This is a genomic window from uncultured Dialister sp., from assembly GCF_937959425.1.
GTDB lineage: Bacteria > Bacillota > Negativicutes > Veillonellales > Dialisteraceae > Dialister.
Genome location: NZ_CALGPS010000172.1, coordinates 1 through 8,323 on the forward strand (window position 1 = coordinate 1; position 8,323 = coordinate 8,323).

The following is an 8,323-nucleotide window of genomic DNA, read 5'->3' on the forward strand; positions in this document are numbered from 1 at the left end:
CACATATGACAACGCAGGGAAGCATAGAGAGGTTTATTCTGCCCCCTGAATAGGGTGGCAAGCGAACTTGGTTCGTAGGGGAGCAGTAGCGACCTGAGAACCAAGTGAGACGCTTTCCCGTGGAGGAAGTCCGGCGCAGCCGGATAGGGGGTGGCCGACGAAGTCGGCCGGTCATCGTAATGTGAATCTTGCTGATGAATCCAAAGGTACAAGTCGAATCCAGCCAGCGGCTAATTGCCAGTTGCTAACTGCTGTCGTCTCTATGGTTAGTGGCCAATTCCTGCCGACTGGTATTTACCACCGGTTGTCTCCAATGTGCCGGGTACCAAGATTCTTCGCCTACGGCTCAGAATGACCGTGTACGGCGGGGAGGTAAGTCCCGTAACGCTGACTTTATAATCATTGCCGCCGATAGGCGGCAATCCACAACCCTCAGCGGCCAAAGGCCGCTGTCAAACCTAAGAACCCGACCGCCGTAGGCCGATCAAACTTGAGAACCTTTTCTTCTCACAACCTGCCTGCGGGCCGCTGGCCCGCCCCCCTTTGGTGCCTGACGGCACCACCTTCCCCCCGCAGAGCGGGGGGACAATAAAGTTGTGGGAACCCTCTGAACCCTTTTGAACCCTTACGCCGAAGGCGTGTCAACCCGGGCCGCAAAGCGGCCCCAAAGGAGGTCACCATGTACAAAATCCAAGTCTATCTTCCCCCGGAAGCCCTCTGCGCCATCAGGAAGGCCATCGAAGAGGCAGGCGGCGGGAAAATCGGAAACTACAAAGGCTGCATGTCCTGGTGGAAAGTGCGCTCTTCCTGGATTACCATGGACGGCGCCCACCCCTACAATGGGAAAATCGGAGAAAGGACGGAAGCGGAAGAATACATCCTCCAGTGCCGAGTGGACGAAGCGCACCTTCCCGCCGTCGTTTCCGCCATCAAAAAAGCCCACCCCTACGAAGAACCGGTGGTGGACGTGGTGAAATTGGATGAAAAGAGTTTCCTGTCGCGATGAACAGCAGAGGTGCCAAGCGGCTCCGTCATTTCGAGCGAAGTCGAGAAATCTCCGGGCGACAAGTTTCCTGTCGGTAAGGAACGCAGCCGTGTCATATCGGACGGCAACGATTTGCGAATAGTTTCCTGTTGAGATGAATAGCAGATGCGTCAAGCCGGACGGGCAACGATTTGCGAATAGTTTCCTATTGAGATGAATAGCAGATGCGTCAAGCCGGACGGGCAACGATTTGCGAATAGTTTCCTATTGAGATGAATAGCAGATGCGTCAAGCCGAATAGGAAACCCTTCGCGAACAGTTTCCTGTCGCGATGAAACGCAATGGAGCCAAGCCGGACAGGAAACTATACGCGACAAGTTTCCTGTTGGTAAGAAACACGATGGTGTCAAGCGGCCCCGTCATTTCGAGCGGAGTCGAGAAATCTCCGGGCAAACAGTTTCCTATTGAGATGAATAACAGGTGCGTCAAGTCGAGTAGGAAACCCTTCGCGAATAGTTTCCTGTCGCGATGAACCGCAGCAGTGTCAAGCCGGACAGGAAACTATCCGCGTTTCAGGAAGACCTGGTTGATACGATACATGTAGGCACCGTTGGGGAAGGTAATCTTTGTGCAGTTCACATAGCTGTCGGTGCTGACGAAATGGATGCGGGAAAGTTCGCCTGCCATGTCCAGATACTGCCAGAAGGCGCCGCCCTTTTCCGTTTCAAAAAGAACGAAAAGATAGGGAGAGAGGGCGGACACCTCTGACTTGGCGGAGGCCATGGCGGAAAGGAGGGCGCCCATGTCTACCTCCTTATCGGATAGCACCGGATGGGGTGTGTATTCCTTCGGAACGGTGGTAATGCTGTAATAGCGGATAGGTAAATCCATGGTCTGTTCCTGGTTCATGATGATCTCCTTTGGGAAATGAATTGATGATAGAAGATAGACGGCTGCCGGCTGTCGGCTTTCCGCTTGCCGATGGGCTGTATTCCCGAATGCAAGCAGGGTCAGGCGCCTAATGAAAAATGGTAAATGGTGAATTGTAAATGGTAAATGGAGGTGGCGCCTTTAAAAATGAAGGGCGCCATTTTAATAAAAACCATACAACCTCGCGACCCTCGTGGAAGGGCATTCCCCCTTTGGTGCCTGCGGCACCACCTTTCCCCAAAGGGAAGCATGTCACTGGATTCTCAGTCGCCTACGGCTCCTTACGGCACGGCTATCACCGACTCACTGGATTCTCAGGTCGCTCACGCTCCCCTACGAATCCAGTTCGCTGGAGTGACTCCAGTTCCTTTGCCACCCCTGTTCAGGGGGCACTATGGGCGCTGAACAGTGTGCCACATATGACAACGCAGGGAAGCATAGAGAGGTTTATTCTGCCCCCTGAATAGGGGGAAGTCCGGCGCAGCCGGATAGGGGGTGGCCACCAAAGGTGGCCAATTCCCGCCGACTGGTATTTATTACCGATTGTCTTCAATGTGCCGGGTACCAAGATTCTTCGCCTACGGCTCAGAATGACCGTGTCTGGCGGGAAGGACAGCACGTAACGTCCTTGCCCACCCCCTTTGGTGCCTGACGGCACCACCTTCCCCCCGCAGAGCGGGGGGACAATAAAGTTGTGGGAACCCTCTGAACCTGCGGCGGCATAGCAGCCGCCCCTATTTCAAATACGACTCATCATAGCTGAAGGAGGCACTGCCGTCTTCTCCGGCGTGGATGGAAGCTTTGACGCCCAGGGGGAGGAAGAGGTTATCCGGGCCGTGGCCCACGGGGACGCCGGCAATGACCGGTTTGCCGGAGAGTTTGGCGTAGTGGGAAAGGACATCGGCAATGGAAAATTCTTCACCCACCGGGGAGGCGCCGTAGAAGTCGCCGTAGGCGATGGCGCTTACCCGGGAGAGAAGGCCGTTCTGGTAAAGCTGTTCCATCATCCGGTCCACCCGGTAGGGGTCTTCTCCCGTATCTTCCAGAAGGAGGATAGCACCGTCCCCTTTCAGCTCATAAGGCGTGCCGCAGAGGGAGGCAAGTACCGACAGATTTCCTCCTTCCACCGGGCCTGTGGCGTTGCCGGGGACAAGGGCCTTCAGCTTTCTTCCGGCGGGCAGGCGGATTTCCCCTTTGGGCAGACTGCCGGAGAGACCGTTTTCAAAATTATAGAGGGTAAAGGCGGTATAATTGTCTCCTTTGAAGGAGGACATCATGGGACCGTGGATGGTGACCAGACCGCTCTTCTCGCCGATGGCGGCGTGGAGGGCGGTAATGTCGGAAAAGCCGATGAGCATTTTCGGATGGCGGGCAATCATGTCATAGTCCAGTTTGTCCAAGAGCCGGGCGGAGCCGTAGCCGCCGCGGAGGCAGAGGATGGCCTTGATGGAATCGTCCCTGAAGAAATCATTCAGATCCTTCGCCCGCTCCTCGTCACTGCCGGCCAGAAATCCGTAATCATCGGTGACTGATGGAGCCAGCTTCACCCTGTAGCCCAGGGATTCCAGAAGCTCGATGGACCGGTTGTAATCGGTCATCCCGCCATGGGCCGCCGGTGCCAGGACGCCGATGGTATCACCCTCCCTCAGAGGAAGCACCTTCTCCCGTTCTGCCTCATGGGCAGCAGGGGAAGTATGGAAATGGAAAGCCAGGAGCACTGCCGCTGTGATAAGCAGGGGCAGGACGTAAAATTCGTATTTCTTAAACCATATATACAAACCGTGCATGAAATACCTTCTTATGTCATATTTGCGCCTGAGGCGCCAATGACAAGTATAGCACGGAATGAGGGAAATGGAGCAGGGAAGATGAAATTTACATATGGAAAAGGTCGGCATGAGACCCTGTGGCAGTCAGGGTCAGTGTAAGGATATCGTTTTCAATCATATAGATAAGGAGCCGGTCCGGTTTCACGTGACATTCGCGGAACCCCAGGGAAGCGCTGATTAAATCATTGTCTGCTTTTATTCTTGAATTTTTATGCAATGCAAGGAATGGGATTCCTTAAATAGCGAGCTATTTAAGGAATCCCATGACGAAGCAGTGCATAAAAATTCTTATAAAAGCAGACTCTATGAATTAATCAGTGCTTCCCTAGCAGTTTCCACTTAAAGGGTGGTCATGGAAATGGGAATCCAAAGGAATGCCCTGCCGCAGCATATCTACGACGGCATCCAGAAGTGATATATCCATCCCTCTTTTCTTCATGCGCTTGTAGTCCCGCTTATAGGACGAGGTGAACTTTACAATGTACATCTTATTCATCCAGCGCTTTCTTCAACTCATCCATGGAAGTGTAACCTTTGACTGACGGGTCACGGGAAATGCGCCTTGCTTCGGCCATGGCGGCTAACGTGTCCCGGTTATAAGAAGGGAGCTGCACCGCAAAAGGGATGCCGCCGCGGAGGACACACTGATGAAGAAATAAATTCACTGCACTGGACATGTCCAGCCCCAGACTGTTGAATAATGCAGAAGCCTGCTGCTTGATATCCGAATCAATTCGAATCTGCGTGGGAGTGGTAGCCATGATAATCACTGCCTTTCTAAAAATGATTATACTTTCTACCAAGATTATATAGCAAATGGTGTATGATGTAAATCAAAAAGCATACAGATGGCTATTTATGGACGAAAAATGGAGATGCTGATTTTTTATCTCAGCATCTCCATAAAAAATCGACGGGCGTCGATGAGCGTATCAAAAACGGCGAAGCACTTCTGCCGGATTTCATCGGTCACAGGCATAAGATCCGGCACCATTACCGGTCTCATACCTGCCGCAGCGGCGGCGAGAATGCCGTTGGGGCTGTCCTCGAACACATAGCAGTCCTTTGGCGGTATGGCCAGCTTGCCGGCGGCCAGAAGGAAAATATCCGGCGCCGGCTTTCCCCGGCTCACCTCATCACCGCTGGCAATGGCGTCAAAAAAGGGAAGAAGGCCGGTGACGGAAAGATTGGCCCGGATCTGCGCGGCGGGACTGCTGCTTCCGATGGCCAGGGGCCACCCTTTTTCCTGGAAAAAGGAAATCATCTCCCTGCATCCCGGTTTCTCAGGCACCGACTCCAAAAGACGGCGGGCCACCCGTTCCTTGCAGAGTCGCTGGATTTCGCTGCCCTCTGGCACGTGGTAAAACTTCTCAATCATGCGGTTCATGGCCTCCCCGCTGGTGCCGCAGATTTCATATTTGAAATGGTCAGGAAGAGAGAGACCCCTCTCTTTTGCCAGACGGTTCCATTCCTGCTGGAAAATGCTTTCGGTATCGAAAAGAGTACCGTCCATGTCGAAAATAACAGCTTGTTTGGTCATATATACCTCGGAGATAGTGATTTAGTGTTCTAGTGTTCTAGTGTGCTGGTGTGCTGGTGGGCTGGTAAAACCATACGACCGCGCCTGCGGCGCGATGGAAACACAACCCCCTTTGGTGCTTGCGGCACCACCTTTCCCCCGCGAGCGGGGGCACTATGGACGCTGGGCAGTGTGCCACATGACTCTGCGGGAAAACATAGAGAGGTTTTATTCTCCCCCCTGAATAGGGGGGAGTCCGGCGCAGCCGGATAGGGGGTGGCCGACGAAGTCGGCCAATTTCAGCAGAATGATGAACATAGAAATGACACAAATAACTTTATTGGCACAAACTCTTGCGTCCCCTTTAGGGTGGCAAAGGAACTGGATTCGTAGGGGAGCGATAGCGACCTGAGAATCCAGTGACATGTTTTCCCGTGGAGAAGAGGGCCACGAAGTGGCGAAGGGGTGGATGAGGGTAAGAATAGAAAGGAAACTTAAAGTAAAGCAGGCGGCATATATACTCATCGCCCCTAAAGGGGAAACGACTCACTATGATTGGTGCGTCGCTTTGCTCCTGCCAATCATGTTCGCTGTGCACCCGACAGGGCGATACCACCCCCTCTGAACCCTTTGAACCTTCTGAACCCTCTGAACCCTCACGCTGCAGGCGTGTCCTTATCCGCCCACATGGGAACCGGCGGCCTGGAAGACGGGGAGCATGACGGAGAATACCATGAGGGCGGTGACGGCGCCGGTGAAGAGGAGGAGGGAGGGCTCCAGGATGGCCCGGAAGCGGCGGATTTTGCGTTCCGTTTCATGGGTGAGGATTTCCTCTGCCTGACGGAGGAAGCGGGGCAGTTCCCCGCTTTCCATGCCCACCCGGCAGAGGTGGCTCACCAGGGGCAGGGAGAAGCCGCTTTCCTCCAGCACCTGGGCGAAATCCTCACCTTTCTCCAGATGGCTGGCGGCGAAAGAGAGGGCCCTTCTGGCCTTTTCATTTCCCACCACATCCCGGGCATCCCGGAGGGACTCTGTCAGGGGATGGCCGCTTTCCAGAAGGGCGGCAAGGGCGGCGGAGAAACGGACCAGCAGAATGCGCCGGTAGAAACGGGACCGATACAGCAGACTGTGGGCGGCCTGTTTTCCCTCTTTGGTGCAGAAGAACAGAAGGGAAAAGGCGAAGAGAAGGAAGAAGAACCCGCCCAGAAGGGCGCCGTACTCCCTCAGCCACAGTCCAAAGGACAGGGCCAGGGAAGCTGCCGGCGGGAAGGGGATGGACAGGGATTCAAAAAGAAGGGCAAAGGAGGGAAGAATGAAGGTGAGGATGGCCACGAAAAGGCAGAGAGCAAAAAGAGTGACGAAGAGAGGATAAGCCAGGGCGCCCTTCAGCTGGCTGATGAAACGATCCTCCTTCAGGTAGTACGTAGACAGCCTGTGCAGCTCCCGGGGAAGGGTGCCGGACAGCTCACCTACAGAAAGAAGGGAGAGAAAGAAAGGAGGAAAACAGGAAGCGCCGGTAAAACTTTCCCCCACCCCATGGCCGGTGGAAATAGTTTTCCGGACAGAAGAAATCACGCGGCTCTCCATCCTGTCCATCTGCTTTTCCAGAAGGGCAAGGGAGTCAGTGATGGTAAGCCCCGCATCCAGAAGGGACGCCCACTCCTCCGCAAAAAGGGCCAGCTTCCTGCGGGAAGAAAAGGGTTTCCTGAAAAAGGAAATGGAAGAAGGTGCCTTCTTCTCCTCCAGATGAATGAGATGGAGCTCCCTGGCAAATATTTCCTGCGCCGCCTCCCGGCGCGACTCCGCCTGCAGGCTGTCCTCTATAATGGAGCCGTCATCGCTGTAGGCTTTGTAGATAAATTCCTTCATGGTCCGCTCCTTGTTCCTGGTGAGATGGTAGTGGTAGAAGATAGAGGTTAGAAATAAGATGGGCAGATTCAGCTATCAGCTGTCCGCTGACTGCTTACCGCTGGGCTGTATTCCCGAATGCATGAAGACCATCAGACGTCAGACGTCAGACTATCAGATATCAGACTTCCCGCGGGGGCCGGGGTTGCCAGCCGTTTGCTATTCACTGTCGGCTTGACACAGGATGATGTTCGTGATTGTAAGAGGGGGCAAAGAGTCCAGGCGCTTTATGAAAAATGGTAAATGGTGAATTGTAAATGGTAAATGGAGGTGGCGCCTTTAAAAATGAAGGGCGCCATTTTAATAAAAACCATACAACCTCACTCTGCTCATGGAAATGCACCCCCTTTGGTGCCTGCGGCACCACCTTTCCCCCGCGAGCGGGGGGGACAACAAAGCTCCGCGAGGCGGTAACCTCATATGCGGCTCTAAGCAAAGCGCGGGGTGTTCTGCTCCCGCTTGCGGGGGAAGTCCCGCGTAGCGGGAAAGGGGGGCGAGCGTAGCGAGCCATGCCGCCGACAGGCGGCATTAAAAACTTATTGCCGCGAAGCGGCAATCCACAACCCTCGGGCCGTAGGCCCGTCAAACCTAAGAACCCTCCGGCCCAAAAGGGCCGGTTAAACTTGAGAACCTTTTCCCCCTCAACCCTTCTACACAACCTGCCTGCGTCAGCAGGCCACAACCTACGGCGAAGCCGTGCCCCCTTCGGGCCCAAAGGGCCCCCCTTTTGGTACTACGTACCACCTTCCCCCCGCGAGCGGGGGCACTATGGACGCTGGGCAGTGTGCCACATATGACAACGCAGGTGATTGTAGAGAGGCCTATTCTCCCCCCTGAATAGGGGGGGAGTCCGGCGCAGCCGGATAGGGGGTGGCCGCGTTAGCGGCCAATTCTCGCCGATGGGTATTTACAGGCAGATGAGCCATTGGCGGCACTCACCAAGATTCTTCGCTTACGGCTTAGAATGACCGTGTCCAGCGGAAAGGTAAGTCCCGTAACGCTGACTTTATAATCATTGCCGCCTATCGGCGGCAATCCACAACCCTCAGCGGCCAAAGGCCGCTGTCAAACCTAAGAACCTTAAGAACCTACGCCCCCTTTGGTACTACGTACCACCTTCCTCCACGGGAAAGCATGTCACTGGATTCTCAG

The 8,323-nt window shown here is 54.6% G+C and carries 7 protein-coding genes and 1 pseudogene; 1 reads left to right on the forward strand and 7 read right to left on the reverse strand.

From position 1 onward, the window contains the following. Positions 1 to 679: 679 nt before the first annotated feature. Entirely contained in the window at positions 680 to 1,006 is a 327-nt protein-coding gene (gene cutA, locus Q0482_RS07100) for a divalent cation tolerance protein CutA (RefSeq protein ID WP_299145033.1), read from the forward strand. 540 nt (positions 1,007 to 1,546) lie between these two features. On the opposite strand, the gene Q0482_RS07105 is transcribed toward cutA, so the two are convergent. The 7 genes and pseudogenes from Q0482_RS07105 to Q0482_RS07135 all read right to left on the reverse strand — a co-directional run bounded on the left by Q0482_RS07105 (position 1,547) and on the right by Q0482_RS07135 (position 7,132). Beyond that, positions 1,547 to 1,894, reverse strand: coding sequence for a hypothetical protein (locus Q0482_RS07105; protein WP_299145035.1), 348 nt, complete (start codon positions 1,892 to 1,894; stop codon positions 1,547 to 1,549). A gap of 755 nt (positions 1,895 to 2,649) precedes the next feature. Continuing rightward, the gene (locus Q0482_RS07110; RefSeq protein WP_299145037.1) at positions 2,650 to 3,702 is read right to left on the reverse strand and encodes an LD-carboxypeptidase; all 1,053 of its coding nucleotides are present in this window, start codon (positions 3,700 to 3,702) and stop codon (positions 2,650 to 2,652) included. 88 nt (positions 3,703 to 3,790) lie between these two features. Continuing rightward, positions 3,791 to 3,934, reverse strand: a pseudogene (locus Q0482_RS07115) (type II toxin-antitoxin system mRNA interferase toxin, RelE/StbE family); the annotation flags it as partial. A gap of 135 nt (positions 3,935 to 4,069) precedes the next feature. Next, the gene (locus Q0482_RS07120; RefSeq protein ID WP_299145039.1) at positions 4,070 to 4,240 is read right to left on the reverse strand and encodes a type II toxin-antitoxin system YafQ family toxin; all 171 of its coding nucleotides are present in this window, start codon (positions 4,238 to 4,240) and stop codon (positions 4,070 to 4,072) included. Beyond that, on the reverse strand, positions 4,233 to 4,547 hold the full coding sequence (locus Q0482_RS07125) for a type II toxin-antitoxin system RelB/DinJ family antitoxin (protein WP_299145041.1): 315 nt from the start codon (positions 4,545 to 4,547) through the stop codon (positions 4,233 to 4,235). Before Q0482_RS07125 ends, Q0482_RS07120 begins: the two co-directional genes overlap by 8 nt. 83 nt (positions 4,548 to 4,630) lie before the next feature. Next, positions 4,631 to 5,284, reverse strand: a complete 654-nt coding sequence (locus tag Q0482_RS07130) for an HAD family phosphatase (protein WP_299145042.1) — start codon at positions 5,282 to 5,284, stop codon at positions 4,631 to 4,633. A gap of 654 nt (positions 5,285 to 5,938) precedes the next feature. Beyond that, positions 5,939 to 7,132 carry a type II secretion system F family protein gene (locus tag Q0482_RS07135; protein WP_299145044.1) on the reverse strand — a complete coding sequence of 398 codons (1,194 nt, stop codon included), beginning with the start codon at positions 7,130 to 7,132 and terminating at the stop codon, positions 5,939 to 5,941. Positions 7,133 to 8,323: the final 1,191 nt, after the last annotated feature.